The 25,486-nt window shown below is 62.7% G+C and carries 22 protein-coding genes, 6 pseudogenes and 1 other annotated feature; of the genes and pseudogenes, 10 read left to right on the forward strand and 18 right to left on the reverse strand.

The window, feature by feature from the left end:
- Nucleotides 1–70 (reverse strand) — a sequence feature (AL1L pseudoknot). This feature is flagged as partial in the annotation.
- From OR16_RS26260 to OR16_RS46395, 4 genes and pseudogenes are all read right to left on the reverse strand, one after another.
- Nucleotides 1–348: pseudogene (locus OR16_RS26260) on the reverse strand (transposase); the annotation flags it as partial. (Overlaps the previous feature by 70 nt.)
- Before the next feature lie 596 nt (nucleotides 349–944).
- Complete coding sequence (locus tag OR16_RS48410; RefSeq protein WP_158001389.1) at nucleotides 945–1,109, reverse strand: hypothetical protein; 165 nt, start codon at nucleotides 1,107–1,109, stop codon at nucleotides 945–947.
- Nucleotides 1,097–1,210: pseudogene (locus OR16_RS48415) on the reverse strand (IS630 family transposase); the annotation flags it as partial. The pseudogene OR16_RS48415 and the gene OR16_RS48410, both read right to left, overlap by 13 nt.
- Nucleotides 1,211–1,275: 65 nt before the next feature.
- Entirely contained in the window at nucleotides 1,276–1,503 is a 228-nt protein-coding gene (locus tag OR16_RS46395) for a helix-turn-helix domain-containing protein (protein WP_006161353.1), read from the reverse strand.
- Nucleotides 1,504–1,628: 125 nt separating this feature from the next.
- Between OR16_RS46395 and OR16_RS26275 the strand changes: the two genes are divergently transcribed.
- The 4 genes and pseudogenes from OR16_RS26275 (at nucleotide 1,629) to OR16_RS26290 (ending at nucleotide 4,902) form a co-directional block, all read left to right on the forward strand.
- Complete coding sequence (locus OR16_RS26275) at nucleotides 1,629–2,051, forward strand: VOC family protein (RefSeq protein ID WP_006161354.1); 423 nt, start codon at nucleotides 1,629–1,631, stop codon at nucleotides 2,049–2,051.
- Between the two features lie 55 nt (nucleotides 2,052–2,106).
- Complete coding sequence (locus OR16_RS26280) at nucleotides 2,107–2,802, forward strand: fumarylacetoacetate hydrolase family protein (RefSeq protein WP_006161355.1); 696 nt, start codon at nucleotides 2,107–2,109, stop codon at nucleotides 2,800–2,802.
- 393 nt (nucleotides 2,803–3,195) lie between these two features.
- Nucleotides 3,196–4,202 (forward strand): annotated as a pseudogene (locus tag OR16_RS26285) (2-hydroxyacid dehydrogenase).
- Nucleotides 4,203–4,476: 274 nt separating this feature from the next.
- A complete protein-coding gene (locus tag OR16_RS26290; protein ID WP_423739685.1) occupies nucleotides 4,477–4,902 on the forward strand; it encodes a YbhB/YbcL family Raf kinase inhibitor-like protein in 426 nt (141 codons plus the stop codon).
- 94 nt (nucleotides 4,903–4,996) lie between these two features.
- Here the strand turns inward: OR16_RS26290 and OR16_RS26295 are convergent.
- Nucleotides 4,997–5,158: pseudogene (locus OR16_RS26295) on the reverse strand (IS6 family transposase); the annotation flags it as partial.
- 20 nt (nucleotides 5,159–5,178) lie between these two features.
- On the opposite strand from OR16_RS26295, the gene OR16_RS26300 reads away from it, so the two are divergent.
- Entirely contained in the window at nucleotides 5,179–6,183 is a 1,005-nt protein-coding gene (locus OR16_RS26300; protein ID WP_006161360.1) for an aldo/keto reductase, read from the forward strand.
- 518 nt (nucleotides 6,184–6,701) lie between these two features.
- On the opposite strand, the gene OR16_RS26305 is transcribed toward OR16_RS26300, so the two are convergent.
- The 6 genes and pseudogenes from OR16_RS26305 to OR16_RS26325 all read right to left on the reverse strand — a co-directional run bounded on the left by OR16_RS26305 (nucleotide 6,702) and on the right by OR16_RS26325 (nucleotide 11,520).
- On the reverse strand, nucleotides 6,702–7,454 hold the full coding sequence (locus OR16_RS26305; RefSeq protein WP_006161361.1) for an SDR family NAD(P)-dependent oxidoreductase: 753 nt from the start codon (nucleotides 7,452–7,454) through the stop codon (nucleotides 6,702–6,704).
- A gap of 502 nt (nucleotides 7,455–7,956) precedes the next feature.
- Nucleotides 7,957–8,253: a hypothetical protein gene (locus OR16_RS43695; RefSeq protein WP_141639914.1), complete on the reverse strand. Its 297-nt coding sequence runs from the start codon at nucleotides 8,251–8,253 to the stop codon at nucleotides 7,957–7,959.
- Between the two features lie 281 nt (nucleotides 8,254–8,534).
- Nucleotides 8,535–8,958: pseudogene (locus OR16_RS41835) on the reverse strand (LysR family transcriptional regulator); the annotation flags it as partial.
- Between the two features lie 76 nt (nucleotides 8,959–9,034).
- The gene (locus tag OR16_RS26315) at nucleotides 9,035–9,748 is read right to left on the reverse strand and encodes a 4-carboxy-4-hydroxy-2-oxoadipate aldolase/oxaloacetate decarboxylase (protein WP_006161363.1); all 714 of its coding nucleotides are present in this window, start codon (nucleotides 9,746–9,748) and stop codon (nucleotides 9,035–9,037) included.
- Nucleotides 9,745–10,518, reverse strand: a complete 774-nt coding sequence (locus OR16_RS26320; RefSeq protein WP_006161364.1) for a PIG-L deacetylase family protein — start codon at nucleotides 10,516–10,518, stop codon at nucleotides 9,745–9,747. Before OR16_RS26320 ends, OR16_RS26315 begins: the two co-directional genes overlap by 4 nt.
- 30 nt (nucleotides 10,519–10,548) lie before the next feature.
- Entirely contained in the window at nucleotides 10,549–11,520 is a 972-nt protein-coding gene (locus tag OR16_RS26325; RefSeq protein ID WP_006161365.1) for a tripartite tricarboxylate transporter substrate binding protein, read from the reverse strand.
- 109 nt (nucleotides 11,521–11,629) lie between these two features.
- On the opposite strand from OR16_RS26325, the gene OR16_RS26330 reads away from it, so the two are divergent.
- A complete protein-coding gene (locus tag OR16_RS26330; protein ID WP_006161366.1) occupies nucleotides 11,630–12,553 on the forward strand; it encodes a LysR family transcriptional regulator in 924 nt (307 codons plus the stop codon).
- A 290-nt stretch (nucleotides 12,554–12,843) separates the two neighbouring features.
- Here the strand turns inward: OR16_RS26330 and OR16_RS26335 are convergent, their stop codons facing one another.
- From OR16_RS26335 to OR16_RS26350, 4 genes are all read right to left on the reverse strand, one after another.
- Nucleotides 12,844–14,112, reverse strand: a complete 1,269-nt coding sequence (locus OR16_RS26335; RefSeq protein ID WP_006161367.1) for an MFS transporter — start codon at nucleotides 14,110–14,112, stop codon at nucleotides 12,844–12,846.
- Between the two features lie 47 nt (nucleotides 14,113–14,159).
- Nucleotides 14,160–15,239, reverse strand: coding sequence for an Ldh family oxidoreductase (locus OR16_RS26340; protein ID WP_006161368.1), 1,080 nt, complete (start codon nucleotides 15,237–15,239; stop codon nucleotides 14,160–14,162).
- A 61-nt stretch (nucleotides 15,240–15,300) separates the two neighbouring features.
- A complete protein-coding gene (locus OR16_RS26345) occupies nucleotides 15,301–16,884 on the reverse strand; it encodes an aldehyde dehydrogenase (NADP(+)) (RefSeq protein WP_006161369.1) in 1,584 nt (527 codons plus the stop codon).
- 450 nt (nucleotides 16,885–17,334) lie between these two features.
- The gene (locus OR16_RS26350) at nucleotides 17,335–18,165 is read right to left on the reverse strand and encodes a LysR family transcriptional regulator (protein WP_006161370.1); all 831 of its coding nucleotides are present in this window, start codon (nucleotides 18,163–18,165) and stop codon (nucleotides 17,335–17,337) included.
- 129 nt (nucleotides 18,166–18,294) lie between these two features.
- Between OR16_RS26350 and OR16_RS26355 the strand changes: the two genes are divergently transcribed.
- The 4 genes and pseudogenes from OR16_RS26355 to OR16_RS26365 all read left to right on the forward strand — a co-directional run bounded on the left by OR16_RS26355 (nucleotide 18,295) and on the right by OR16_RS26365 (nucleotide 22,732).
- Nucleotides 18,295–19,494 carry a fumarylacetoacetate hydrolase family protein gene (locus OR16_RS26355; RefSeq protein WP_006161371.1) on the forward strand — a complete coding sequence of 400 codons (1,200 nt, stop codon included), beginning with the start codon at nucleotides 18,295–18,297 and terminating at the stop codon, nucleotides 19,492–19,494.
- A gap of 207 nt (nucleotides 19,495–19,701) precedes the next feature.
- Nucleotides 19,702–20,929: pseudogene (locus tag OR16_RS26360) on the forward strand (MFS transporter).
- Between the two features lie 119 nt (nucleotides 20,930–21,048).
- A complete protein-coding gene (locus tag OR16_RS46405) occupies nucleotides 21,049–21,516 on the forward strand; it encodes a GAF domain-containing protein (RefSeq protein WP_237717232.1) in 468 nt (155 codons plus the stop codon).
- Complete coding sequence (locus OR16_RS26365) at nucleotides 21,497–22,732, forward strand: sigma-54 interaction domain-containing protein (RefSeq protein WP_237717233.1); 1,236 nt, start codon at nucleotides 21,497–21,499, stop codon at nucleotides 22,730–22,732. The genes OR16_RS46405 and OR16_RS26365 overlap by 20 nt, the downstream gene beginning before the upstream one ends.
- 38 nt (nucleotides 22,733–22,770) lie before the next feature.
- On the opposite strand, the gene OR16_RS26370 is transcribed toward OR16_RS26365, so the two are convergent.
- The 3 genes from OR16_RS26370 to OR16_RS26380 form a co-directional block, all read right to left on the reverse strand.
- Nucleotides 22,771–23,526, reverse strand: a complete 756-nt coding sequence (locus OR16_RS26370) for a sulfite exporter TauE/SafE family protein (protein WP_006161372.1) — start codon at nucleotides 23,524–23,526, stop codon at nucleotides 22,771–22,773.
- Nucleotides 23,514–24,065 carry an NAD-dependent epimerase/dehydratase family protein gene (locus OR16_RS26375; protein ID WP_006161373.1) on the reverse strand — a complete coding sequence of 184 codons (552 nt, stop codon included), beginning with the start codon at nucleotides 24,063–24,065 and terminating at the stop codon, nucleotides 23,514–23,516. Before OR16_RS26375 ends, OR16_RS26370 begins: the two co-directional genes overlap by 13 nt.
- 106 nt (nucleotides 24,066–24,171) lie before the next feature.
- Entirely contained in the window at nucleotides 24,172–25,461 is a 1,290-nt protein-coding gene (locus OR16_RS26380) for an MFS transporter (RefSeq protein ID WP_337459873.1), read from the reverse strand.
- Nucleotides 25,462–25,486 lie beyond the last annotated feature (25 nt).

Raw genomic sequence — 25,486 nt, forward strand, 5'->3', positions numbered from 1 at the left:
CGCGGTGCTGATCAACAAAGGCCATCAGGACTTCAAACGGCGGTCGAGCTCCGCCTGGGCGAAAAACGCGCTCGCCAGCTTCAGGATCTCGTTGGCTCGGCGCAGTTCCTTTACCTCACGCTCCAGCGTCTTGAGGCGTTCGCGCTCGGACGCGGTCACGCCATCCCGCTCGCCAATCTCGACTTGGTCTTGCTTGACCCAGCCCAGCAGCGTCTGGCTCGTGCAGCCGATCATTGGTGCAATGGATTCGACTGCCGCCCACAGCGACGGATGCTCGCTACGCTGCTCTCGAACCAGACGTACGGCCCGCTCTCTGACCTCGGGGGAAAACTTGGTTTGCTTGCTCATGGGCTCCATTCTCTCAAGAATTGGAGCCTCCACTAAACCCGGGGCGGTTCACAGGATGTCGGGATGCTGGTCAACCTTGACGGTAGGATCGGGGTACTGAATACCGAAGCGTCCACAGAACATTCGACGCCTTTCCGCGTCTTGCACATGCGTTGGAGTCGGCCTTGGCGAAAGGAGGGGCTGGTACACGCGCCTCGGCATCAGGACGGCCTATTCACTGAGTTTCCTTGTTCGTGGCGGATTTACCCAATTGGAGATGAGGCGTCGAGCTGCGGCTTATCCGGAGCCATCAAGCACAAGCGACCAGTCGGCTCGATGGGCGCGATATCTCGCCTGCGTTGGCCGGGGACAGACGGGCCGGGTCAACACGACGCGAAACATCGTCGAAGCTACTGAATATCTGGAGGAAACTATGACAACCATCTTGCTTGCCGGCATGCTCGGCTTCCTTGTCTTCGTTTTGATTGTGTTGACGCTGATGCGCATGGCCATGAAGCGTGATACTTTCGATTCGGATGGTTGAGATGATCGCAGCGGTAGAAAAGAAGTCCCGCGTTCACGAAGAAGGCGCCTGCAAGGAACTTGCACATGTCGTGTCATGTCATGGAATCCTGCTGCAAATATGGCTGCAGGAGCGTGACGATCACCTGGGCCATCTCGTCGAGTGTACCGGCACCTGGCAGAGGTTCCCAACGTCCACTTTGACTGCGAAAGACAGCGCCATAGCGATTGCGGCCGAAGTCGGTCAGCAGAGCCACCACGGTCGGCCCCTCCTTACATCCAGCGCGGCGATCAACGCCTGGGTGCCGTGACAAACATATTCAAACTTGTGCCGATGCAGCCTCGCCGGCGAGGGTTCACGTCGCTTGAATGCCGGTCTTCTATAGTCCAGCGGCGTCACATCGAGGATAGAGCGCGCGCGGACCCTCATCGATTCATAGAACTCGACGAAGCGGAGGCGCCGGGCGGCGGCCTGCGGCTCTCCTCGAGCGTGATCGACTTGCCAGCGCGATCGAACAAACTGCATCCCAGGTCCTCCTCCAGCCGGCGTACCTGCGTGCTCACGACGGATTGCGTCAAGGCAAGCCGCGCACCGGCAGCAGAGAAAGAGGCGGTTTCCACGGCGACAAGGAAGGTACCGAAGTAGCGGATCATCTATCGAAATTTTTGGTTCTTATAACAGAAATAATTCGTTTCATATTCCGAGTTCTGCTGATTACAATCAGTGCAACCGGAACACCACAGCACTTCTCGATCCCGCGCCAAAAAAGAACCTTCTCATGAACGCAACTCCGCTGTTTCACCTGGCATTTCCCGTTCACGACCTGAGCGAAGCCCGCCGCTTCTATGGCGAACTACTGGGTTGCCCTGAGGGCCGCAGCTCCGATGCCTGGATAGATTTCAATTTCTACGGCCACCAAGTGGTCGCCCACCTGGCGCCGGAAGAATGCGGCCATCGCGCGACCAGCGCGGTCGATGGCGACGAGGTGCCGGTGCGGCATTTCGGCGCGATCCTGCCGATGGAAGAATGGGAAGCGCTGGCGAACGAGCTGCGCGTCGCTAATACGAAGTTCGTGATCGAGCCGCATGTGCGCTTCAAAGGACAGGTTGGCGAGCAGGCGACCATGTTCTTCCTCGACCCGTCGGGCAACGCCCTGGAGTTCAAGGCGTTCGGCGACCTCAGCCAGGTTTTCGCCAAGTAAATTGATTTCTCCTCGTACACAGGCCCACGTTGGCCCACACGGAACAGACACCGAAATGACCGAATTTGTTATCCAGCCCACCGAGCAGGCGAGCGTCGCCGTGGCCGGCAGCAGCGCCCGCTTCCCCATCCGCCGCGTGTTCTGCGTCGGCCGCAACTACGCCGCGCATGCCCGCGAGATGGGCAATGACCCGGACCGCGAGCCGCCGTTCTTCTTCACCAAACCCGCAGACGCCGTCGTGGCCGCCGAAGGGACTGTGCCCTACCCGTCGCTGACGGAAAACCTCCACCACGAGATCGAACTGGTGGTGGCGATCGGCAAGGGTGGCACCAACCTCAAGCCGGAGCAAGCGCAGGATCTGGTCTGGGGCTACGGCGTGGGGGTCGACCTGACCCGCCGCGACCTGCAGGACACCGCCAAGAAGATGAGCCGGCCCTGGGACTGGTCAAAGGGTTTCGATGCTTCCGGCCCGTGTGGCCCGTTGCAACCCGTGGCCAACGTCGGGCATCCCGCCGAAGGCCGTATATGGCTCAAGGTGAACGGCGAGATCCGCCAGGAAGGCGACCTGAACGAGCTGATCTGGCCCGTGGCGGATGTCATAGCCTATGTCTCACAAAGCGTGACCCTCGCTCCCGGCGACCTGATCTTCACCGGCACGCCCGCCGGAGTCGGCGCGCTGCAACCTGGCGATGAAGTCACGGCGGGCGTCGCGGGTGTCGGCGAGATCGCCTTCCGGGTCGGCAGGCGGTAAAACCAGCGCAATAGCGGCAAAGGCGGGTAGGACCAGCCTTATCCACGCCCAGCTTCCCGCCTGCCTAAACGGCCCCTCGCGAATCGACGTAGAGCGCATACACGAGTGGCTGCTGGCCATGTCGATTGGCGCCCCCAAAGCACAGGTCGGCACAGCGCTCCGGCAGATGGGTACGGGGTAGAGTTGAGGCCCACTATTTTCGCTAATGGCGCCCACCTTCAGCCCTCCGGTTACCACCGATTTGGCCGACGTACTAGCCGACCTGAATCGCTTCTTGTGGGATGCGTACTTCTCGTGCAACTTCTGGCGGTTGCTTCCCGGAATTTCATATTCCGCTTCCTTATAAATCTATGTGCCGCTGCTTGAATATCACCGGCGCTCAGAGGAACCCCGATGAGAAAACGAATCGTCGTGTACAGGAACGTGCCGCAGAGCGTGCTCGCGCTGTTGCGCGAGCAGCATGACGTGATCGAGGTCGAGCAGGTTGCTGCCGCAAGCCGCGCGCCGTTGATCGAAGCGCTCGCGCGGGCGCACGGCATCCTCGGCAACAACATGAAGATCACGCCGGAGCTACTTGATGCCGCACCATTTCTGGAAGCGGCATCGACCATTTCCGCCGGATTCGATGCATTCGATGTCGAGGACCTGACGCGGCGCGGCATCGTCCTCAACAACACGCCCGACGAATTGACTGAAACCACCGCGGATCTCGCGTTCACCCTGCTGCTCGCGAGCGCGCGGCGTGTCGTCGAACTCGCCGAATGGATGCGGCGAGGCGAATGGCGTGCGTCGGTCGGAGCGGAGCGGCTCAGTTCGGCGTCGACGTTCATCACAAGGCGCTCGGCATCGTCGGGCTCGGACGCATCGGCAGTGCACTCGCGCGACGCGCGGCGCTGGGTTTCGGAATGGACGTGCTGTATTGCAATCGCACACGCAACCACGAAGCGGAAGAAGCCTACGGTGCGCAATGGCGCACATTGCCGGAATTGCTCGCGCAGGCCGATTTCGTGTGCCTGCTGGTGCCGTTGTCTGCCGCGACCGAGCGGCTGATCGGCGCGGCAGAGCTCCGCCTGATGAAGCGAACAGCGATCCTCCTCAACTGCGCGCGCGGCCAGGTGGTCGACGAAGCCGCGCTCATTGAGGCGCTGCGGGAACGTCGCATCCTCGGTGCCGGACTCGACGTGTTCGAGCGCGAACCGCTGCCACCGGACTCGCCGCTGTTGACAATGCCGAACGTCGTCGCCCTGCCGCATATCGGCTCGGCTACGCAACAGACACGCGACGCGATGGCGTTGGGCGCGGCCCGCAACCTGCTCGACGCACTCGCCGGGCGTATCACCTCGACCTGCGTGAATCCAGAAGTGCGAGATGTCATCGAAGCCCGACGCCACGCGCGCTGAAGCCCCGTGGCCGATATTCCAGATCCCGAGTCGCTTTATTTTTAGCGTTATATCTAATGACATCGTCCTGCATCGCCCGTACACATTAAGCGCATCGCGCACGATTTGGTCCATGGTAAATCCGGAATCACCGTGTCGGCAATCGCGAATGCCAGAGGGTAAAGCTGCACCTTGCCTGGCGCGCTCGGCATACATTCCACATTTCATAGGAAGATGTACGAATGAAACTGGCTAAGAGAGGCTTCGCGCCGCTGGCAGGCGCATTGCTTTTTGGCTGCATGGCAACAATACGTCCGATTGCGGCGGCAAGGGCGTTTCTCCGCAGGTGTCCTGGTCGAACCTGCCTGCCGGTACCAACTCGGTTGCCGTGCTGCTTTCCGATCCCGACGGCGCGATGGGGCTTGGCGTTTCACATTGGGTTGCGTACAACATCGCCGCCGATCGTGGGCAGCTCAAGGAGGGCGAAGGCCAGACAGACGGGCATGGCGTCACCATCGGCAAAAACGTCAGGGGAGAGGTCGTGTATCGCGGGCCCTGCCCGCCAGCGGGTGACGCACCGCACCATTACACCTTGACCGTGGTCGCGACGGATCTCGCGCCTTCCGCACTGCGGCCTGGGCTGACCAGGGACGAACTTATGTCGGCGCTCAGGGGGCACGCGCTCGGTGGCCAAAGCGTGATGGGCACATACAGTCGCTAAGCCGTCATGACGATGCCCATCGCCAAAATCAGCGTTGCTGCCGAACGGGAAGCGAGGGACGTTGAAGGGATTTGTCGCGATAAGGGTGCGTAGTCGGCCGAAGGACGCGCTTGATGGCCCGATGATCCTGCTTGAGGATGTTGCTCAGGTATTTGAACTGCCGAATGACGATGGGTGCCTCCCGTTCGGAGTTGATGTCACGCAGCGTGGCCAGGTTGGCGGTGCTCCTATCGATGGACACCGTATCGGGGGCACCTTTTTTCGGAAGATCATCCAATGCAACAACGCAAACTCGGCACTTTCAACGTCAGCTCCATCGGTCTGGGCTGCATGAACCTGAGCCACGCCTACGGCGTGCCACCATCGCCCGAGCAAGCCGCAAAGGTACTGCTGACCGCTCTGGATGCCGGCGTCAATTTTTTTGACACGGCCGCCCTGTACGGCTTCGGTGCAAATGAGACGCTGGTCGGCAACGTCCTGTCCAAGCACCGCAACCAGTTCACCCTGGCCAGCAAGTGCGGCATGACCGGCGTAGACATCAATGGCGATGGCAAGCCCGTGCGAGTCATCGACGGCCGCCCACAGACCATCAGGGCCACCTGCGAAGCCGCGCTCAAGCGACTGCGTACCGACGTGATTGACCTGTACTACCTGCACCGCTGGGACAAGAAAGTACCCATCGAGGAAAGCGTGGGCGCCCTAAGCGATCTGGTGCGCAAGGGCTATGTCCGCGCCATCGGTCTCTCGGAAGTGTCGGCAACCACGCTGCGCAAAGCCCACAATGCGCATCCCATCACCGCGCTGCAGACCGAATATTCGTTGTGGACGCGCAACCCGGAAATCGCCGTGCTGGAGGCCTGCCGCGAACTTGGCGTGGCCCTCGTCGCCTTCAGCCCTCTGGCGCGCGGCTTTTTGTGCGGCGAACTGACCGACGTAGCCTCGCTCGAAGCCAAGGACATCCGCCGCTCCATGCCACGCTTTGCACCCGAGGCTTACGCCGCAAACTTGTCGCTGCTGGACGGCTACAAGGCCATCGCCCGCGAAGTCGGCTGCTCGCTGGCACAGCTCTCGCTGGCTTGGCTGTTGCATCGTGGCAATGACATCATTCCGATCCCTGGCACCACCAGCGTGGCGCACTTACTGGACGATCTCGGGGCGATCGATGTGAAGCTCAGCGCAGATGACATGGCCCGGTTGGAGTCATTAATCAGCCAGCGGACCGTGGTGGGCAGCCGCTACAATCCGCAGGGCAATAGCGAAGTGGATACAGAGAGTTTCTGACCTGAGACGGGGGTGTCCGAATTTGTGTGACTGCGTGGAACGTCCAAACTGACGCAAATCCTGGAGATTGCCCCAAAGCGGGCAAGGTACGCAGGCTCTGGCACAGCCGGTATTTGGTCACAGTGCTTCCGCAGCCGGCAGCGCAGCCGCGAAGACTACTGGGCCAACCCACTTCTCGGGGCCCCCTGCAACGGACGTCCGGCCCAGCTCTGCGAAGGTCGTCATGCCCTTTACCGATCCGAAAATTGTCAGGCACTTCGTTTGCCACTGCCATGCCGTCGGTCACGAAGACCAGGGAATGACGAGCATTGTCGAGGTCATCGCTTGACTTGCTTTCCGCACTCTACGGACGTTGGAATTACCCGCGTGGAAACGCTGACTGACAGCAATTCATCGACCGCTCTGGCCGCGAAGGCCTCCAGCGAGGTTACGCGCCTGGCGTCCCCACCTTCTACGCAAACACATCCGCCTATTCGTTGAAACTGCACAATGCATCGCCCTGGCGGCCCTATTTGCGCTTACGTCAACACCTGGCCGCCATCGACCACCAAAGTCTGGCCGGTGATCCAGCCTGCGTGCGAGCTGGCGAGAAATAGCACCGCGCTGGCGACCTCGCCTGGCGTCCCTAGCCTGCCGAACGGAACCGAACGCAGTATCCGCTCATACAGTATGGGATCGGAAGTCTTGCGCTGTTCCCAAGATCCGCCGGGAAATTCGATCGAGCCTGGCGCAACCGCGTTGACACGGATCCGATCCGGCGCGAGTGCCAACGCATGGGAAGCCGTATAGTGCATGACCGCCGCCTTGATCGCCGCGTAAGACTGGGTACGTGACGACGGTCGAAGCGCTGAGATGGACGTAACATTGACGATGGCGGCGTTGGCCGACAGTCGCAAGAATGGCAGTGCAGCATGCCCCGCGCGCACCGTTGCCAACAGGTCGACCTGGATGCCGGCCTCCCAGCCGGCTTCGGTATCCCCGCCTCCGAAACCGGACGCGTTGTTGATCAAAATGTCGATGCCACCGAGCGCCTCGCCGGCTGCTGCAATGTAAGCGCGGATCGCCTCGCCGTCAGCGAGATCGCAAGGTGCGGTATGCGCCAGATGACCATAAACGTCCAACTCGGCCTCGATGGCTTTCAGTCCTTCCAGATTGCGTGCGCAGACCGACACTGCAGCGCCAGCCTGCGCGAACCCGAGCGCAATGCTGCGGCCGATGCCACGCGAGCCACCAGCGACGACGACGCGCTTACCGTTGAATTCGAACCCCATTTATTTGCCTCCAGGCAGTGACGTGGGGGGCAGTATGGCCGAAATTTTTAGAAGCCGCACAACCACGAGTTCCGCATCGGCTGCGTCGAACGCCGCGATTGGGCTTATCCTCCTCAAGGCACAGCGCCTCAAGCAACTCACTTGTACGCACTGCTAATCATATAGCCGGCCCGCTACATATAGCCGGCCCGCTATATGATTGGCAGTGCCCTCGCGCGCTTGAGGGTGCGGCCACATGCATCTTTGTTCGCCTCAAATTTATCGCTGCCGGCTCTACACGTGCCCATCCCGTCTGCGCCGAAGACGATGCACGTCGACGGCGGTTCCGAGCTTCATCATCCAGGTAATTCAAAGCGATCGCGGACGGCCCCCGCAAGCCGTCCGCAATCAAAAAGTAGCGCCGATCCGTTTGCCGCTGTATAGCTGCGATGCAGCAATAGAGATATCGAGGCTACGCAGGCGGCGCCTCGGCTCAACGAGATACAACTCGTACGGACAAGGTCTAGTTCAACGCGCTGCGCCCCACAGTTTCCGCAAGAGGCCTTTCGATTGAAAGTGTCATTTGATGACAATCGGCGTGGAAATCTTCAACGACGGTCGTAACATGATCGTATTGGGCACCGCTATCGCGGCTGACGCCGCGCCAACCTCCTAGTGCCCGATAGAGTGAGGCATTCTCGCGATATCCCAGCAGGGACGCCTGGATCGACAGGGGTATCCCATCCGCCATGTAGCGCAGGGCCATCTCGCGTCTTGTTTCCGCCAGGAGATCGGCAAACCGCGAGCCATGAAGTGCCAAGGCTCTCTGCAGCCCACGGGGGTGCATGCTAAGGCAAGAGGACACCGCTGCGAGAGTGCAGTAGCCTGTTGGCAAGAGGTGCTGGATCACGGCCGACACCTGATCGGCAAAGCAAAGCTCCCGATCAACCGAGATTGAGGCCACATGCTCCGCGAGAGCCTCCTTGATTTTTTTGTTTCGACACGGCTCCTCCAACCCCAGGGTCCGTCTATCCACGAACAGGCTGTAGTGAGCCCCGCTGCGTGCAAGAAGTGCCAACGGAGCATCACTGGCGCGCGCGGGGACAGGTCGAGCTGGCGGGCATTGAGCATGGCGCTGAGGTGGCCGGACAGACTCTCCACCATATGCAGGCTCACATCCGGTTAGCGCTCGCGCATGGCGCGCATCAGCGGCACGCCGATCACCGAGGCGGTAGTGGGCGCCGAACCCACGCTGACGGTACCGGACAGCTACGCATGATGGGCGGCGCGCTTGGCCTGCTCGGCATGGCGCAGCGCCAGTCGGGCTTCGCGGAAGAAGGCCAGGCCGGCTTCGGTGGGCGCGACGCCGCGCGTGGCCGGGGGCAGCAGCCGGGTCGAGTTCGCTCTCCAGCCGGCTGATCTGCTGGCTCATGGCGGACTGCACCATATCGAGATTGAGCGCAGCACGGCTCATGCTGCCGAGCTCCACCACCCGGACAAAATACTGAAGCTGGCGCAGTTCCATCTGCGCTCCCCCGCGATGCCTGGATGCTTGTCTGCGTCGCTCATACCAGATGCGGGCGCGCCGGGCGACGTCGGGCTCAGGCCTCATCGAAACCGCTATACCAGTCCACGGTCTCATCCGAGTAGGCCAGGCCCTTGGCCGCCAGCGCCTCGCGCATCTTGTACATGTCCAGGCCGAGCACGCCGGAGGCCAGCGTGGCCCGCTTGCCCGCTTCCATGGCCTCGCGCTCGCCGGCGCGGCGCGCGGTCTCGGCGGCCTGGGGGCGCGGCACCACCACCACGCCGTCGCCGTCGGCCACGATCACGTCGCCGGGCCGCACGTTGGCGCCGGCGCAGATCACCGGGACATTAACCGCGCCGACGGTCTCCTTGACCGCGCCCTGGGCGGAAACCGCCCGCGACCAGACCGGGAAGCCTATGGCATTGAGCGTGGCCACGTCGCGTACGCCGCCGTCGATGACCAGGCCACGCGCGCCCCGCGCCTTGAGCGAGGTCGCCAGCAGATCGCCGAACAGGCCATCGGTGCAGTCGCTGACCAGCGCCACCACCAGCACGTCCCCGGGCTGCACCATCTCCACCGCGACGTGGATCATCCAGTTGTCACCCGGATGCATCAGCACCGTCACGGCGCTGCCGGCCATGGCTACGCCGGACTGTATCGGCCGCAGATAGGGCTTCATCAGTCCCGTGCGGCGCTGCGCCTCATGAACAGTGGCCACGCCTGCGGCACCCAGCACCTCGATGTCCGCGGAGGCGGCGCGCAGGATATTGCGATAGGCGACGGTCCTCATGCCAGGCTCTCCGATACTTGCGGGAACACGCGTGCATAGCCCTCGCCGTACTTCACCTTGCGATCGGAATTGCGCGTGGCCTGGGCGCCGCGCTGCAGCGCCACCCGCGTGTAGTACTCCCACAGGTGCTCCTGCGCCGCCATGGTGGTGAAAGCGCGCTGCTTCTTCTCCCAAACGGAAGAAATGTCGAGCAGCAAATCGGGTTTCCAGTTGCACTGCTCGGGCTGGTGCGGCTCGAACAGGAATACCGGCGGCGCGCCGATCACCGGCACTTCAGGCTTGTAGCCATGTGCCTGGGCGATGACGCGCGCTTCCTGCGCCACGTGGGTGGCGAGAGGATGGTCGAAGTTATAGATGTCCTCGCGCGAATGGCTCAGCACCAGCTCCGGCCGCAGTTCGCGGTAGAGGTCGGCAAGGCGCAGCAACGCCGCGTCGGTCACGCGCAGGGGGTAATCGCCGAGGTCGAAGCACTCCAGTGTGGCGCCGAGGATGTCGGCGGCCTGCTGCGCTTCCTCAAGCCGCGCGGCCTTGACGCGCTCCATGGTCATGCTGGGCTGGCGCCACATCTTGGCGGACTCGCCGCGTTCGCCAAAGGACAGGCAGACGATCTTGACGTGGTAGCCGCGCTCGGCATACAGCGCGATGGCACCGCCGGCGCGCCAGACGAAGTCGGCGGCATGCGCGCTGACCACCAGGATAGAGGGATGCGTTGCGTCGGCTTGCGCGTCGGCCGGGGCCGGGGATTGCGCTTGGGCGTGGATGTCTGACATGGGGATTTCCGTCGGGTCGCGTGGAGGGCTTCAGTCGGCCGTGATGCCCGCCTTGCGGATCACGCCGTTCCAGGTTGAGGTTTCGCTGCGCACGAACAGGCCGAAGGCTTCCGGGGTGCCAGGCAGGATGGTGACACCCAGTTGCATGAGTTGCTTCCGCACGTCCGGGTCGGCCAGCGCCGTATTGGCAGCGGTGTTGAGTTCACGCACGACAGCGGGCGGCGTCTTGGCCGGGGCCACCAGTCCCCACCAGACAGAGGCGGAGAAGCCCGGCAGGCCTTGCTCGCGCGAGGTTGGCACACCCGGCAGCAGCGGCGTACGCTGGTCGCTCGCCACCGCGACGGCGCGCAGGGTGCCGGCGCGGATATGCGTGATGACTTCGAGCGGGTTAATCGGCATGAACGCGATGCGCTCGCCCAGCAGGTCGGTGATGGCTGGCGCGCCACCCTTGTAAGGCACGTGCAACACGTCGATGTGCGCCGCTTCCTTGAACAACTCGCCGGCGAGATGACCGGAGCTGCCATTGCCGGCCGAGGCATAGCTGAGCTTGCCGGGTTGCGCCTGCGCCTGGGAGACCAGGTCCTTGAGCGAGGTCACGCTGGATTTGGCCGGCACCACCAGCACCAGCGGGGCTTGGCCAATGCGCGCCACCGGCGTGAAATCGCGCGTCGGGTCGAACGGCAGCTTGGCAAACAGCGCGGCATTGGTAGCCAGGCTGTTGGAGGCCATCATGATGGTGTAGCCATCCGGCGCGGCCTTGGACACCGCGTCCATGCCGATATTGGTGCTGGCGCCCGGGCGGTTGTCGACAATGATGGGCTGCTTGAGCAGCACGCTCATCTTCTGGCCAACCGAACGCGCCACGATGTCGACAGCGCCGCCTGCCGCATAGGGCACGACCAGCCGGATGGGCTTGGCGGGGTAGGTCTCAGCGCTGGCGGCGGCAGCGCCCAGCGACAGCGCGGCGGCCAGCAAGCCGGCTAGGTAAGGTCGGCGCAGCATTCTTGTCTCCTGTGGTCCGGTTGCATTCGTTTGCGTGCATTGTGGCCAGCCGTCGTGATACTGTCCAATATGTTTTAAAACCGCTTGTTATTTCACTTCGATATAACCAATGGACTTTCGCCAACTCCGCTATTTCGTCGCCGTGGCCGAAGCGCTGAGCTTCAGCGAGGCCGCGCGCAACCTCCATATCAGCCAGCCACCGCTGAGCACCCAGATCAAGGCACTGGAAGACGAACTCGGCAGCCCCCTGCTCGACCGCTCCCGCCACCATGTGGCACTGACGCCGGCAGGTACGCTGTTCCTTGACAAGGCAAAGGCAGCGCTGGGCAACCTGGAGCAGGCCCGCGAGGTGGTCAAGCAGGTTGCAGCCGGTGAGGCGGGCGAGATCCGGGTGGCCTTCACCGCCTCCGTGCCCATGCAGGATGTTTTCCCGCGCGCCGTGCAGCAGTTCCGCCTTGGCCACCCGCGCGCCATGCTGGAACTAGTGCATATGTCCACCGGGCAGCAGTTGCAGGGGCTGGAGAAGGGAGAGATCGACATTGGCTTCCTGCGCCCTGCGCCCCAGTTCTATCCGCCCGCCAGCATCACCGTGCATGAGGTGCTTGCGGATCGGCTGGTCGCTGTGCTGCCAGCCGCGCACGCGCTGGCAAAAGCAGGAGGTGGAGGGACTCCAGCTACGCACAAGGATGCAGGACTCGACATCGGCGCACTATCCGCCCAGCCCTTCCTGCTATTCCCGCGAGGGCTGGGGTGCGGGCTGTTCGATCATGTCACCACGCTGTGCAACCGCGCGGGCTTTGCGCCGCGCATCGGCCAGGAAGCGCGCGAGGCCACGACCATCATCGGTTTGGTGGCGAGCGGTGCCGGGGTCTCGGTGCTGCCGGAGATTTACTCTCGCACCGGCATTCCGGGTGTCGCGTACCGCCCGCTGGCCGGCCCCGACGCGGCCAGCCGGGTCCTGGTGGCGCATCGCGCGGGGGCGTTGTCGCCCATCATGCGCAAGTTCTTGGCTTTCTTTGAGGTTGGCGCCTAATGGGGGTGGCTGCCGATTTTGCAGATCTATTTCGGCTAATGGCGCTCACTATATAGATTGACAAAGCCCTCCTGATGCGCACGCGTAGCAGCGTGGGCCTGGCGCGTGGCGTCCAGCTTCTCTTGTAACACCGCGCTGGCTGCGCTGCCTCGAGTTCGGCCTGCACGATGGCGGTAGGACGACCGCCAAAAACGATTGATCCGGCCCGGGGCCAGCGCTCAGGCAGACCTCGCAAGCCGACCGGCGCGGCGACCGCGCGGCACGTCGCGGCCACCAGAGCCCTCCACGATTCAGGCTAATGCCAGCACTGCCTCCTGGATCGGTTCGCGCAGTAGCACGAAGTAAGCCAGCGCCGCCGCTACGGCAACCGCCGCGCTGATGACGAACGCCAAAGAAAACGAGCCGCTGTACTGCACGCTGAAGCCGGTGACGATGGGCGCGACCGAGCCGGCCAGGTAGCCGCCGAAGTTCTGGATCGAGCCGAATGAGGCCACGCGCCTGGACGATATGACGGTGTTGACGATCATCCAGGCCGTAGCGCTGGCCATGTTGATGGAGAACAGCGCCAGGCACAGCAGCACCACACAGCCCACCACATTGGTCACGAAGGTCACCATCAGGGTAAAGCCCGCCGCCGCCAGCAGGCCGGCGATGATGGTGAACTTGCGGCTACCCAGGATGCTCATGCCACGCCGCACCAGCAGGTCGCAGGCGCGCCCGGCGACCACCGTGCCGATGGCGCCGAACAGGTAGGCCAGCGAGACTACCCACGCGGTCTTGTACAGGTCCATGCCGTGCTGCTTCTCGAAATACCCGGGCAGCCAGGTGAGGTGCAGCCAGAGCATGTAGATCACGCCCATGAAGCCGAGGAATGCACCCCAGGTTGTTCCGCTGCGAAACAGCATTGCCCAGTCGGCCAACTGCTCGGACATGCTCGGCCGCGCGGCCCGCGCGCTCACGGGCTCGGCGCGGCCGCTACTGGCCATGTATTCGGCCTTGCTCTTGTAGAACACGAACCAGCAACTGGCGAGCACCAGCCCCAGGACACCGCTGATGACAAACATGCCGCGCCAGCCGAAGTGCACCATGAACAGCGTCAGCAACGGCGGCGCCACGCAGGGGCCGATGCAGGTGGACGACCACACCAGGCCCGTGGGCGTGCCCCGTTCCTCCGCGTCGAACCATTCGGCAAGTGCCTTGGCCGCCGAAGGGAACACCGGCGCCTCGCCGATGCCCAGCAGCACGCGCAGGCCGATGAAGTTGCTGAAGCCGCTGGCGAAGCCGAACACGGCTTGGGCGACGGACCAGAAGACCAGCGACGCGCCCAGGGCGATCTTGCTGCCCAGGCGGTCGATGATGATGCCCATGGGCAGTTGCGAAAAGGCGTAGGCGATGGAGAACGCCGACAGCAGGATGCCCATCTCCGACGGGCTGATGGATAGGTCTTTCTGGATCGAGGTGTTGGCGATGGACAGCGCGCTGCGGTCCAGGTAGTTCACCACGCCGATGAAGAACAGGAACACGACCGCGACAGTCTGATAGCTTTTATTTTTTCTCATTAATGTGTCTCCTTGATATCGAGTATGGGTCTGGCCCGGGCGGGCCTTTATCGACTGAGCGTTGCGGGGAACTCCTTGACCCCCATCCGCTGCGCGGCGGCCTGCAGGCTGGCCACCACGAAACCAGGCAGGTTCACACCATCGCGCAACTGCGCCTCGCGCAGCGCCAGGCCCGCGGCCCCGGGTAGCCGCACCGGCCGCCCGGCCTCCACCGGCGTGCTGGCGCGAACCTGATCCGCGAGGTGAGACGACTCCTCGGTAAAGCTCTCGATCCCACCAAAGAAGGCCGGGTCGATGGCCATCGTGCACACGGATGCGCCCCAGGCGTCGGGCTTGTCCTTGCGGCCGTGGCCGGCGAGGCCCGAGGTCAGCGCCTCCACCATCAGGCCCAGGGCAAAGCCCTTGTGGCCGAACTCGCGCCCGCCCAGCGGCAGGATGCTGCCGGGCGGCGTGGAGAAGAAGGCTTCCGGGTCATCGGTGAGCACGCCTTGGTTTGACATCAGCACCGGCTGCGGCAGCTTCTCGCCGGCGTTGCGCGTCTTGTTGACGAAGCCGTTGGTGATGGTGGACATGCTCACGTCGATCAGCATCGGCGCCTGCCGGGTGGGAATGCCGACCGCGATCGGGTTCGGCGTGAACAGCGGCTCGATGCCGCCGTGTGCCGAGACCGAGGCCACCGACGGATCGGACGAATAGATCAGCGGGACCAGCCCTCGGTCCGTTACGCGCTGGAGGTAGGCGGCAAGGCAGCCGATATGGTGCGAGCGTCGGACCACCGCGATGCCGATGCCATGGCTGGCCGCCACCTCGCAGGCAAAGTCCAGTGCCCGGCTCACGCAGTAAGGGCCGAGCACGTAGCTCCCGTCGAACAGGGCGGACGATGCGCTTTGCGACAGCGTGCGGAACTGCGTGGTGTCCACAATGGCGTGCCCGTCCAGGATGCTGCCGAGGTAGCCGTTGACCAGGTTAGTGCCGTGGGTGGAATGGCCCAGCAGGTCGCCCTCGACCAGCGTGCGGGCGACCACCGAGGCCAGTTCGGCTTGCGCACCGGCCTTGTGGAACAGGCCCTCGACGAACGCCAGCAGCGCGTCGTGGCCGTAGCGGCCGGTGTTCAGTTCAGTTTGCATTGGATCTCCTCCTGCCTTTGCTTTGTCCGCTCTCGTCGTGGTGGTGTGATGACCCAAGCGCTCAAGCCAGGGCCTCGCGCGTCTCCACGCCGTCCACCAAGCGCTCGATCCCTAGCGGGTTGGCATTCTTGAGCGCGTCGGGGAGCAAGGCGTCGGGGAAGTTCTGGAAGCAGACCGGCCGCAGGAAGCGATCGATGGCTAGCGTGCCCACCGAGGTGCCGCGCGCGTCGGAGGTGGCCGGATAGGGGCCACCGTGGACCATGGCGTCGCACACTTCCACGCCCGTCGGGTAGCCGTTGATCAGCAGGCGGCCAACCTTCTCTTCCAGCAGCGCGAGGATGTCGGTGGACGCCATCAGGTCCGCCGGCTCGCCGATCAGCGTGGCAGTCAACTGGCCGCGCAAGCCTTGCAAGGCGCGCATCAGTTCTTCCCGGTCGGCCACCTCCACCACCACCGTCGCCGGGCCGAAGACTTCCTCCTGCAGCAGCGGGTCGCCCTCCAGTAGGAGGCTGACATCGGCCTTGAAGACCTGCGCATGCGCTTGGTGGCCTTCTTGCTCGCTGCCCGCCAGGCGCGTCACGCCCGGGCGCGCCAGCAATGCCTCCAGGCCATGGCTGTAGCTGGCCAGCGCGCCGGTGTTGAGCATGGTCTGCGGGGCCACGTCGCGCATCTGCCCGCAAAAGCGCTCGAGAAAGGCGCTGAGCTCGGCGGAGCGGATGCCGATCACCAGGCCCGGATTGGTGCAGAACTGCCCTGCCCCCAGCACCACCGAGGCCGCCAACTCGCCGGCGACCTTGTCGCCGCGCGCCTGCAACGCGCCGGGCAACAGCACGACCGGGTTGATGCTGCTCATCTCGGCAAACACCGGGATCGGGTGCTGACGCGCTGCGGCCATGTCACACAAGGCGCGGCCGCCCTTGAGTGAGCCGGTGAAGCCCACCGCCTGGATGGCCGGATGCTTCACCAGCGTCTCGCCGACACCCGAGCCGAAGATCATGTTGAACACGCCTACAGGCATGCCGGTACGCCCGGCGGCGCGGAGGATGGCATCCGCCACCAGTTCCGCCGTGGCCATGTGGCCGCTGTGCGCTTTGAACACGACGGGGCAGCCGGCCGCCAGTGCGGCAGCCGTATCGCCGCCGGCGGTAGAAAACGCCAGCGGGAAATTGCTCGCGCCGAACACTGCCACCGGGCCAACGCCGATGCGGCACTGGCGCAGGTCCACGCGCGGCAGCGGCGTGCGCTGCGGCTGCGCGCGGTCAATGCGGGCGCCGAGGAAATCGCCCCGCCGCAGAACGCGCGCGAACAAGCGCATCTGCCCGCTTGTGCGGGCGCGCTCGCCCTGGATGCGCGCTGCCGGCAACGCGGTCTCGCGGCAGACGATGGCGATAAACGCCTCGTCCAGCGCATCCAGCTCGTCGGCGATGGCATCCAGGAACTGCGCGCGGCGCTCGGCCGGCAGGCTACGATAGGCCGCGAATGCTGCGGCCGCGGCGTTGGCGGCGGCATCCACCTCCTCCACCGTGGCCTGGATGAAGCGCTGCGGCAGCGCCTCGCCGGTGGTGGCGTCCAGGCTGCGCAAGATGACGGATCCGGCCGCGCTGCGACCGCCACCGATGTAGTTGTAGCCGGCGTTGTCCGACATAATAATCTCCTTCGAAAGGGTTCACCGGGCGCGCAAGCGTGCGCCCCGGGCAGGAAGCGTGAAAGCGGATTGCGGGTTGCCGGCTCAGGTCAATGCCGGCCGGACGAATGGCGCTGGCGCACAGCCTTGTGCGACGCCCGTGCGGAGCCAAAGGCGACGCGGTTTGCGCTAACCGCAGCCGGACCGGTGGCGGCTGGCTGCGGCTTCAGGCGGGCGAAAGCGCAGAGTCTGTCAATTGCCGGCGTAGCGGCAATGGGCTGGGCCATGGACTGCATTGGGGGGGGCTCCTCGGATGGCGCCCCCAACGTTCTGCCCGGGGCACATCCGGGGGGCTATCGCTTTTGTCTGGAGGCGCGCGTTGCGGCACTTCCACGGCCCCCATTCTAGAGAGACGACCGATACCTTCCCAATGATATATTTGGATTAAACAATAACCTCACGTTATTGAAATCAGGTCGGTCCCGCCGCATCGTCCGCCATGCCGCCAGCCATTCCACCCGCCGCCCCCCGCAGCAGGATCGAGGCGAACTCCCGGGCCGAACCGGTGACCTGCAGGAAGGTATGCATCGAGATGGTCTCCACGGTGTTGGCCGGCGACGGGATCCCGGCATCGGCGAACGCCCGCTCCATGCGCGCGCGGATCGGCGTGCCTTGCGGGTAGAGGATCCATGGCCAGTCGCCGAGTTGCTCCAGCGGGGTCGGCGTGATGACGCACAGGGGATGCCGACTGTTCACCACCATGCAGAACGGCTCCGGCTCCAACGGCTGAAAGTCGAACAATTGCCGTTGGCCCTCCTCGGTGAAACGCGCCACCACCAGGTCGAGCTCCTTTTGTTCAAGCATCTCCAGCAGATGGTCGCTGGTGTGTTCCACCACCTCGATGGACAGCAGCGGGTAACGTTCCTTGATCTTCACGATGGCCTTCGGCAGCACCAGGGAGGTGGCGGCAAAGATGGTGCCCACTTTCAGAAAACCATGCCCGCCGCTGCGCAGCCGGTTCATCTGGTCGAGGAAGCGGTGCGCGTCGTTCAGCGCCATCTCCGCGAAACGCACCACCTGCGCCCCCAGCTCGGTGGGCGGCATGCTCCGCGGCAGGCGCTGGAACAGCGCGAATCCAAGCAGGTTCTCGGTCTCGCGCAGCATCTTGCTCACGGCCGGCTGGCTGATGTTCATCTGCTCGGCCGTGGCGTGCATGTTGCTGGTGCGTGCCAGCGTGTCGATCAGCACCAGATGCTTGAAACGGAGCCAGTTGCAGAGGTGGGAGAAAGCGAGGTCGGCCATGAGCGCAACATGCCGGATTGATAACCCAGCATTATCGAATGTTGAAAAATTGTCATTGGAGTTTATCAGCAGCCCTCTTTAATGTGGAGCGCCTGTACGCTCTCAGACCGCAAGACCGGTAGACGACCCATGCCCCACGTGCAACTCACACTTTCCAACTCCCTGCCCGAAGACTGGGAGCGCGCCACCCTGATCGGCCGCGCCTGGATTCCCGGCGAGATCGCCGGCCCCTCGCCCGTGGTGCTGCGCGCCGACGGCGTGTTCGACCTGTCCCGCTCCTTTGCCACCCTCAGCCAATTGCTGGAAAGCGACTCCCCCCTGCAAGCCGTGCGCAGCGTGCAGGGGCGCCTGATCTGCAGCATCCAGGACCTGCTCGACAACAGCACCGGCACTCCGGCGCCGGCACGCCCCTTCCTGCTGGCGCCCGCAGACCTGCAGGTGATCAAGGCTGCCGGTGTGACCTTCGCCGCCAGCATGATCGAACGCGTGATCGAAGAGCAGGCCGCCGGCGACCCCGCCAAGGCCGAAAGTGTGCGCCGGACCGTCCAGGCCACCATCGGCGACAACCTGCGCGCCATCCGCCCCGGCTCGCCCGAAGCTATGCGCCTGAAGCAGCTCCTGATCGAACAAGGCATGTGGTCGCAATACCTGGAAGTCGGAATCGGGCCGGACGCGGAAGTCTTCACCAAAGCGCCCGTGCTGGCCAGCGTCGGGTCCGGCGCTGCCATCGGCATCCACCCAAAGTCCGAATGGAACAACCCCGAGCCCGAAGTGGTGCTGGCCGTCGACAGCCGCGGCCGCATCCACGGCGCCACCCTCGGCAACGACGTCAACCTGCGCGACTTCGAAGGCCGTAGCGCCCTGCTGCTCAGCAAGGCCAAGGACAACAACGCCTCGTGCGCCATCGGCCCCTTCATCCGCCTGTTCGACGAACACTTCACCCTGGATGACGTCCGCGCCTGCGAAGTCAACCTGGAAGTGGCCGGCGACGACGGCTACACCCTGCGCGGCGCCAGCTCCATGAACCAGATCAGCCGCGACCCGGCCGACATCGTGGGCCAGACGCTCAACGTCAATCACCAGTATCCGGACGGCTTCCTGCTGTTCCTCGGCACGCTCTTCGCGCCCACCGAGGACCGCGACCAACCCGGCGACGGCTTCACCCACAAACTGGGCGACCGCGTGAGCATCCGCAATGAACAGCTCGGCGGGCTACACAACGTGGTCACCCACAGCAGCCAAGCAACGCCGTGGACATTCGGCATCGGCGCGCTAATGGCGAACCTAGTCAAGCGAGGCCTGCCCGTCGGAAAGCAAGAGTCTGCCTAGACATCGCGTGGTCCAATGCGAGTAGACCCTGTCGAGAGCCAGGGCTTAGCGCGATATTTGCAGCGCTGCCAGCGCAAATCATGAACCGATGGTATCGGTGCCGAGCCGGCCTCGCACTTCTTAGACAGCCTGACCTAGGGTATCGCGGTCCGGCCGGCGTTTCCTGGTACATCGACGCGGTTGACGGATGCCGTCGTCCGCTTCGAGATGGAGCTACCGGAACGCCTGTCTGCACGATGTCGCGGTAGACCTATCGGCGTGCCCGACTGTAGACCGGTAGGTGACCAATTGAATGAAGCCCGCAGCCCCTCCCCTATGCCGGCTTGGCTAGCGGTGGGTTCCGTGACTGTGGGCGCCTTTGCGTTCGTCACAACGGAATTCTTGCCGGTCGGACTTTTGCCACAAATCGCCCAGGAGTTCGGCGTAACGCCTGGCACCGCTGGCCTCATGGTCACGATCCCAGGCGTGACGGCAGCCATTTCCGCGCCGGGCATGATGCTCGGGGCTGGACGGGTCGACCGCCGCTATATCCTGCTCATACTTTCGGCGTTGCTGCTGTCGTCCAATCTGATATCCGCATTTGCACCCAATTTCGCGGTCATGCTGATCGGGCGCGCCATTCTTGGTGCAAGCCTGGGAGGCTTTTGGACCCTCGCGCTTGCCGCAGCGGGAAGACTGGTGCAGCCGCATGAAGCAGCGCGCGCGACTGCAATGATTCTGGCGGGGGTCACGTTTGCTACAGTGATTGGAGTACCGTTCGGCACGTTCATCGCCAACCTTGCGTCATGCATTGCGTTTCGCTGATCTGTTCGCGCTCTTGCGCCGGACGCACCCACGCAGAAGCTTGTTCATGGTCGCCTTTATCTTCGGCGCTCACTTTTCTTCCTATACGTTCATTGCCCCTTTCCTGCTGCAATACGCCGACTTCAGCACCGAGGGCATTACATGGGTCTTACTGGGCTTCGGAGCCATCGGCTTCGTTTCCAATTTCGCCGTGTCGGCAACGGTAACGCGCAACCTCAAGGCGTCGCTGGCTACGATGGTCCTGATGCTGATGATCTCGCTGCTAATGATGCCTGCGCTACGCCATTCTGCCCCGACAGTGGTGGCGATCATTCTTGCGTGGGGCATCGCATTTGGCGCAATTCCACTGTGCCTCAGCTTGTGGATTCAGAAATCGACATCCGATCTGCCGGAAGCAGGCTCAGCACTGTTCGTTGGCATAATTCAGGTCGCGATCGCCGTTGGTTCGTCTCTCGGCGGCGGCGTCGTGGACCGGGTTGGCATTCCAGCGGACTTCGAACTCGGTGCGGTCCTCGCGCTGGTCGGGCTTGCGATACTCGGGAGCTTCCTCACCCCTCAAAAGGATATTGGCTCAACTTCTGTCCCAGGAGAAAGGCTTGGGACCCGACCGGACTGCGGCCAGAGCGTATAGATAACGTTTCCCGCTGATCGAGCAAACGCGGGATTTCCTTGCGCAAACCGGCACCATCATGCTGTTGACCGATCCGGATGGCATGATCCTCCAGCAGGAAGGAGACATGCGCATTATCGATGCCGGCAGGTGAGGTTGGACTAGTGCCCGGCTGCAACTGGAAGGAGATTAATTGTGGAACCAATGCCATCGGCACTACCCTGGCATTACAGCAACCTGTGCAGATCCATGGCGCCGAGCATTTTTGCGCGGGCATAAAGCGTTGGACTTGTTCTGCCTCGGTGATTCGCGATCCGGTGGATGCCAGCGTACTCGGGGCCATTGATGTGTCGGGCCTTGCGGAGACCTATAGTCGGCACAGCCTTGCCCTGATAGTCTCGCTGGCAGGCCGGGGCGAAGGCCGCCTTGCCAAGCTCTCTATGGAGCGCCGCCCGCATCTGCTTGATCGCTGCATGGCATGTTTCGGTTCGGGGCGAAGCGATGGTGTCCTCGTCCTTGATGAGCGGGGACGGCTGGTCAAGGGCAATCCGCAGGCCGCAGGCCGCTTCCGCCCTGGCGCGACTGGGCGTGCACGCCGTATTGAATGATGCGTTTTCCATCCCCGGCCTGGACATCGTTGCGAACTCTGCCAAGGCCGAGCGCGCTCCTGAGTGGTTGAGCCTGGCACGGGTCGAAACCATCCACGAAGGGCGGGACGTTCTTGGGTTCCTGGTCGTGATTCCCGCCGCCGCACGACAGGTCAGGTTGCCACCGGCTCTCGGCATGCGCGACGCTGGCCGAGAAGTGGCACCCGCGTTTAGCAGGGTTGTCGGCAATGGCGAGGCATTACGTGCGGCCGTCGCGAAGGCACAGCGGTTGGCCCCCTCAAAGGTGCCCGTGCTTCTGCTAGGCGAGACCGGTGTTGGCAAGGAATTGTTTGCCCAGGGAATCCATCAGGCCAGCGCCTGCGCCGGCGGTCCGTTTGTCGCACTCAATTGCGGCGGACTGTCGCGGGACCTGCTTGCAAGCGAACTCTTTGGCTATGCGGATGGTGCCTTCACCGGTGCGCGCAAATCGGGGGCCGCCGGGAAGATCGAGGCCGCGAGCGGCGGCACATTGTTCCTGGATGAAATCGGTGAGATGCCGCTAGATATCCAGCCCCACTTGCTGCGGGTGCTGGAGGAAGGCGAACTCTATCGTCTAGGCGAAAACTCTCCGCGAAAAGCCGACTTTCGCCTGATCGCGGCCACGCATCGCAACCTGAGGGACGAAATCGCTGAGGGAAAATTCCGCATGGACTTGTTCTATCGGATTGCCGTGACCACTGTATCGATACCACCGCTGCGTGACCGCAAGGACGACCTGCCCGCGCTCATCGCTCACTGGTTGACCCATCTTTGCGAGCGCTACGGTCTACCCGCGACTTCGTTTGACGACGAAGCCTATGCATGCCTTCTAACCTATGATTGGCCAGGTAATGTGCGCGAGCTGCGTAACGCGATCGAAGGCTCCCTGCTGATGGCGAAAGACTGTGTGATCACCACGGACAAACTACCATCTGAAATCACCATCGGGTCGATCATGAGCCGAGGTGGTGCTGACCAAGAAGCGACGCCACCATTCAGCGCAAAAATCTATTCACTGGAAAATGCCGAAGCCGAATCAATTCGGGAGGCGCTCGCCTACAACGGCGGCAATCTGACAAAAACCGCTTTCCAGTTGGGCATTGCAAAAAGTACCTTATATCAAAAGATCCGCAAATATGGGTTGCTCCAGGCTGCGAGTGAAACCCGGGGAAGACAAGGAAGTGGGTTGCTGGAGTAAGCCCAGCAGCACGTCGAGACCGTACCGCGACAGAATCCCTACGCCAACCGCTGAAGCAAATGTGGGGCGGACGATGCCAGCAACGCGACCCCGGAGGCGGCGAGCAGACTCAACACAATCTTGCGGAACGTTGCTTCCGAAATGCCAACATACAGACGCGCACCCACGAGAGTGGGAATTAGCATCGCCGGCCCGACGATGGCAAACATCGGCAGCATTTCACGTGTCACGATTCCCTTTTCCACGTAGATGGCCATCGTCACAAGCAGCAATGCGAGGTTGAAGTTCTGAATGATCGCACGCTGTTCATCCTTGTCAAATCCTCGCAACGTGCACCACAGTGTAGGAATTGTGCCGGTGAAGCCCCCGATGCCACCCATGATCCCCCCGACGCCACCCACGATCCAGTCGGCTACTCTCCCACCCGCCGTGATGGTCGGCAGGTTTCTTGCCGCAAGCATCGTGGGGCACCACAGCACAAGGAACGTACCCAGGAGAGCCTTGAAAAGTTGAAGGTCGAGCGCCGGAAGAATCGCGACGCCAATAGGTATGCCCACCAGGCCGCCGATCAAGAAAGGCCACAGCCTGCCCAGCTTCAATCCTCGGCGCATGGTTACCGCGGCGATGATCTGCCCCGTCAACGCCCCAAAGACGGCCATTGCCGCGGCCAGTTTAGGATCCAGCGACCAGGCCCAGAACGACATAGCAGTGAGTCCAAAGGCGAAGCCCGACAGCCCTTGAACGAAGCCCGCAACAATTGCTCCAATTGCCACAACCAAGATCACTGCATCCATGCGTAAAGGCCTATCCTTATTGGGGTGTCATCTGAGAGTACGCGGTCAATCGATATCCTCAAGCCGTCCAGTAAATTCGACAAGACAGCCAAAGCCGCCATGGAACAGAGCTTCGCGTTCATCCTCATGGACACCGGATTCCATGATGGTTGGTCGTCTGGACGAAATGACCCGATACGCAGACACGCCACTGACAGGCCATATTTGTCCGCATAGAGACGGCCGAGCGCTTCGCCAAATACTTTGGACACGCCATAGCGGCTGTCCGGTCGCGGCATTACTTCGTCGTCGATCATCCGATCGCGGCGATGAAAGCCAACGGCATGATTCGAGCTAGCAAAAATCACGCGTTTGACACCAGCCATGCGGGCAGCCTCGAACACGTTGTAGCAACCTTCAATGTTCAGACGACGAATACGGTCCCATGTGTCCTCATCTGGAATGCCAGCCAAGTGAACTACACAATCGATTCCCTGCATCGCTCGTGCAAGTTGTTCGATGTCGGTGATGTCTGCACCGGTAATCAAGACCCGCTTCATGAAATTCTCCTATACATTTCGTGGTCGGCCTGCTCCTGAAAGCAGGCAGCTTCTAACAGGAAGGCTGGCTAGTCGCCATCCATTTTGATGCGTCAGCGAACGCCGGCTATGCAGCGGAACTGCTCACGGCTGGTTGGCTCAGTGCGGTCCGGCTATTGATCACGAACACCATGGCCAGAACGCCCACCACGTCGATCGTTGCGCCAAGAGCAAATGCGCTGCCGTATCCGCCGAAGTATTGAACCGCGAAGCCAGTAACGGTGGGGCCAACAATGCCGGAAATATTGCCCAGAAGGTGCACAAAACCGCTGACGCCACCCAGATGCTTCCCCGGAACGAGTTCGTGCATCAGCGCCCAGCAAGCCTGCGAGGAGGCCGTCAGGAACAGCACTGCAGCCGCAACCAGAGCCACTGCCGTGGCGGTCTCCGTAGCGAAGCTCACGACAAGCATGGCGAGTGCGGACAAGGCGAGTGGCAAGACCGCAGAGAGCTTGCGTGCATTCAGCGGATTCTTCATGCGCTTGTAGATGAAATCGGACAGGATGCCGCCGCCGAAATAGCCGATTGCTCCGCACGCCCAAGGAATTGTGCTCAGCATGCTCATCTGTTTCAGGTCCAGGTGCAACGCATTGGTGAAATAGCTCGGCAGCCAGGAGACGAAAATGAACAGGGTGTAGTTCACCGCAAACAAGCCGGTGCCCAGCGCCAGTATGCTGGGCCTGAACAGATACTCGCGCAGCGTCGTTCCGCGTTCGCCTTCATCGGCTGGGTGCGCGGCACCGCGACTCTCTTCGATCAGCCGCACTTCGTCCGCGGCCACACGGCGGTTCTGCGCCGGGCTATCGGTAACGAAATAGCGCCAGAATCCGATCCAGATGAAGCCAATCACCGCAATCACGACAAACGATATGCGCCACCCGAATGCGATTGCCACCAGCCCGACAATCGGGCCGGCGATTGCACTGCCGAGCGTTTGCCCCGAGAAGGAGAAGCCGATCATCCTGCCGGTTTCACTACGCGGGAACCAATTGGTAATTGTCCGGTTGGTTGTCGAATTCATCGGCCCTTCCCCGAAGCCGAACAATGCCCGCGACAGGAGAAGAGTAGTGAAGCCTGTCACACTCGCAGTGAGTCCACACAGCAGTGACCAACCGCCCATCGCCCAGGAGAACACGCGTCGAGGCCCATAGCGGTCAGCAAGATGTCCGCCGACAAACGCAAAGATAGAATATCCAAAAAAGAAGCTGCTAAATATAATTCCTAGTTCCGACGGGGAGATGTTCAGCTCTTTGCTAATAATCGGGGCAACGACGCCCAGCGCCGCGCGATCCATGTAGTTGATCATCCCGGCAGAAAATAGCAAACCGGCAACTACATATCTATATCTTCCAGACATTATCGTCTCCGAATATTTATACTGT

The sequence above is a fragment of the Cupriavidus basilensis OR16 genome, from assembly GCF_000243095.1.
Classification (GTDB): domain Bacteria; phylum Pseudomonadota; class Gammaproteobacteria; order Burkholderiales; family Burkholderiaceae; genus Cupriavidus; species Cupriavidus basilensis_D.

Coding starts and splice junctions, on each gene's coding strand:
- OR16_RS46395 (WP_006161353.1), bottom strand. CDS start 1,503: ATGATCCGCTACTTCGGTACCTTCCTTGTCGCCGTGGAAACCGCCTCT.
- OR16_RS26275 (WP_006161354.1), top strand. CDS start 1,629: ATGAACGCAACTCCGCTGTTTCACCTGGCATTTCCCGTTCACGACCTG.
- OR16_RS26280 (WP_006161355.1), top strand. CDS start 2,107: ATGACCGAATTTGTTATCCAGCCCACCGAGCAGGCGAGCGTCGCCGTG.
- OR16_RS26300 (WP_006161360.1), top strand. CDS start 5,179: ATGCAACAACGCAAACTCGGCACTTTCAACGTCAGCTCCATCGGTCTG.
- OR16_RS26305 (WP_006161361.1), bottom strand. CDS start 7,454: ATGGGGTTCGAATTCAACGGTAAGCGCGTCGTCGTCGCTGGTGGCTCG.
- OR16_RS26315 (WP_006161363.1), bottom strand. CDS start 9,748: ATGAGGACCGTCGCCTATCGCAATATCCTGCGCGCCGCCTCCGCGGAC.
- OR16_RS26320 (WP_006161364.1), bottom strand. CDS start 10,518: ATGTCAGACATCCACGCCCAAGCGCAATCCCCGGCCCCGGCCGACGCG.
- OR16_RS26325 (WP_006161365.1), bottom strand. CDS start 11,520: ATGCTGCGCCGACCTTACCTAGCCGGCTTGCTGGCCGCCGCGCTGTCG.
- OR16_RS26330 (WP_006161366.1), top strand. CDS start 11,630: ATGGACTTTCGCCAACTCCGCTATTTCGTCGCCGTGGCCGAAGCGCTG.
- OR16_RS26335 (WP_006161367.1), bottom strand. CDS start 14,112: ATGAGAAAAAATAAAAGCTATCAGACTGTCGCGGTCGTGTTCCTGTTC.
- OR16_RS26340 (WP_006161368.1), bottom strand. CDS start 15,239: ATGCAAACTGAACTGAACACCGGCCGCTACGGCCACGACGCGCTGCTG.
- OR16_RS26345 (WP_006161369.1), bottom strand. CDS start 16,884: ATGTCGGACAACGCCGGCTACAACTACATCGGTGGCGGTCGCAGCGCG.
- OR16_RS26350 (WP_006161370.1), bottom strand. CDS start 18,165: ATGGCCGACCTCGCTTTCTCCCACCTCTGCAACTGGCTCCGTTTCAAG.
- OR16_RS26355 (WP_006161371.1), top strand. CDS start 18,295: ATGCCCCACGTGCAACTCACACTTTCCAACTCCCTGCCCGAAGACTGG.
- OR16_RS46405 (WP_237717232.1), top strand. CDS start 21,049: ATGCCGGCAGGTGAGGTTGGACTAGTGCCCGGCTGCAACTGGAAGGAG.
- OR16_RS26370 (WP_006161372.1), bottom strand. CDS start 23,526: ATGGATGCAGTGATCTTGGTTGTGGCAATTGGAGCAATTGTTGCGGGC.
- OR16_RS26375 (WP_006161373.1), bottom strand. CDS start 24,065: ATGAAGCGGGTCTTGATTACCGGTGCAGACATCACCGACATCGAACAA.
- OR16_RS26380 (WP_337459873.1), bottom strand. CDS start 25,461: ATGTCTGGAAGATATAGATATGTAGTTGCCGGTTTGCTATTTTCTGCC.